Source organism: Nocardioides sp. NPDC023903, from assembly GCF_040639295.1.
Taxonomy (GTDB): Bacteria; Actinomycetota; Actinomycetes; order Propionibacteriales; family Nocardioidaceae; genus Nocardioides.
Window position 1 is genome coordinate 1 of sequence record NZ_JBEZZS010000075.1, and the last position, 1,980, is coordinate 1,980.

A 1,980-nucleotide genomic window follows, 5' to 3' on the forward strand; every position below is an offset into this window, starting at 1 on the left:
ACAAGATCGCCGCAGGCATGCTCCCCGGCGAAGCCGGTGTCGCAGTTGGGGTATCACCTGTCAAAGGAAGCCGTTGGTTCCGCGATGCTGGCGGGATGTCACCGTATTCGTGGCCGCAGCCAGGCGGCCGCTACCTGTCCTTGGCTGAGCGCGAAGAGATCGCGCTGCTGAAATCCCAACGTAGCGGTGTGCGTGAGATCGCCCGGGTGCTTGGCCGCAGTCCATCGACGATTTCGCGTGAGCTGCGGCGCAATGCCGCGACTCGGGGCGCGAAGTTGCACTACCGGGCGTCGGTGGCGCAGTGGAAGGCTGAGTTACTCGCGCGCCGCCCCAAGACCGCAAAGCTCGTGGATAACCCGCGATTGCGCGACTACGTCCAGGCAGGCCTGGCAGGTCGGCTCACCGACGCGCACGGAAGAACCGTCAAGGGCCCGATGACGCGGAGGTGGACCGGCCGCAACAAGCCTCATCGCGCCGACCGCGCATGGGTGCAGGCGTGGAGCCCCGAACAGATCGCCAAGCGGCTGCGCATCGACTTCCCCGACGACGAGTCGATGCGGATCAGCCACGAGGCCATCTACCAGGCGCTCTATATCGAGGACCGGGGCGGGCTCAGCCGTGAACTGATCTTGAATCTGAGGACCGGGCGCGCGTTGCGGATGCCTCGGGCTCGCTCGAGGCGTGTGGCCTGGGCGCACGTGACTCCGGAGGTGTTGATCAGCGAACGTCCCGCCGAAGCGAACGATCGCGCGTGCGTTGGGCATTGGGAGGGCGACCTGATCATCGGTGCGCAACGCTCCGCGATTGCCACGCCTGTCGATCGGAGTACTCGATTCACGATGCTGGTTCACTTGCCCCGGGAACGCGGATGGCGCGAAAGCACTCCGGTGAAGAACGGTCCCGCGCTCAGCGGCTATGGGGCAGCGTCGATGAATAGGGCACTCGCGACGGCACTGGCAAAACTGCCGACGAACATGATGAAATCGCTGACCTGGGACCGGAGAAAGGAACTGTCCGCCCACGCGGAACTGACAACCAAGACCGGCATCGCGGTCTACTTCGCTGATCCGCATAGCCCGTGGCAGCGCGGAACCAACGAGAACACGAACGGACTTCTGCGCCAATACTTTCCGAAGGGAACCGATCTCTCGCGGTGGAGTAAGAGGGACTCGGCGGCGGTCGCTGACGCGCTCAACACGCGACCGCGGAAGGTCCTTGGGTGGCGCACGCCGGCCGAGGCGATGGAGCAACATCTACAATCGCTTCAACAACGAAACGTTGCGACGACCAGTTGAATCCGCCTTGACTGCCGGCGTCGGAGTGATGAATCAGTCCGGGCTCGATCGGATGCCCGTAGTGATCGCGTCGCCAGATCGCCATGTTGAGGGGCCTTGGACACCAACGCGGCCGTCTTCGTCGATGACACGGTCCATCCCACGATCGATCTCGAGAACACATCGAAGACGAACGCCACATACGCCCATCCCGTCCAGGTCGAAACGTAGGTGAAATCGGCAACCCACACCAGATTCGGCGCCTGCGCACCGAAGTCGCGGTTGAGTCGATCACCGGCACGGATCCCGTCCTTGCTGGGGATCGTAGTGCGGTGGCGGCGACCTCTGACCACGCCGTTCATACCCAAATCCCGCATGAGCCGGTCGACGGTGCAAAACGCTGCCGCGTGTCCGCGCCGACGCAGATAGCGAGTCATCTTCCGCCGCCCATACATCTGCTCCGGGCTACCGACCAGCCCACGCAGTGCATGCTCGAGGTTGGCATCAGCAACATCGCGGGCCGACGGCGGCCGGAATCTAGCTTTTCGGTAGGTCCGGGGCGCGATCTGGATGCCGTGCTCGGTGAGCACGCGACAGATCGACTCGACGCCGCGGACCTGGCGGTATTGATCGATGAATCCGACGATCAACGGTGTCGCGGGTCGAGTTCCCGCGCGAAAAAGGCCGACGCCAACTTCAGTATCTC

Annotated in this window: 2 protein-coding genes and 1 other annotated feature; of the genes, one reads left to right on the forward strand and one right to left on the reverse strand. The window is 63.8% G+C overall.

Features of this window, described 5'->3' with window-relative positions; genetic code table 11:
* Window positions 1–1,295: IS30 family transposase (locus tag AB0F44_RS30010; protein WP_357361000.1), on the forward strand; the 1,295-nt coding region annotated here is incomplete at its 5' end.
* Here AB0F44_RS30010 and AB0F44_RS30015 read toward each other — a convergent pair.
* The coding region (locus tag AB0F44_RS30015) for a DDE-type integrase/transposase/recombinase (protein WP_357361002.1) at window positions 1,265–1,980 on the reverse strand (716 nt) is incomplete at its 5' end. The genes AB0F44_RS30010 and AB0F44_RS30015 overlap by 31 nt on opposite strands.
* Window positions 1,832–1,960, reverse strand: a sequence feature (AL1L pseudoknot). It overlaps the preceding gene by 129 nt.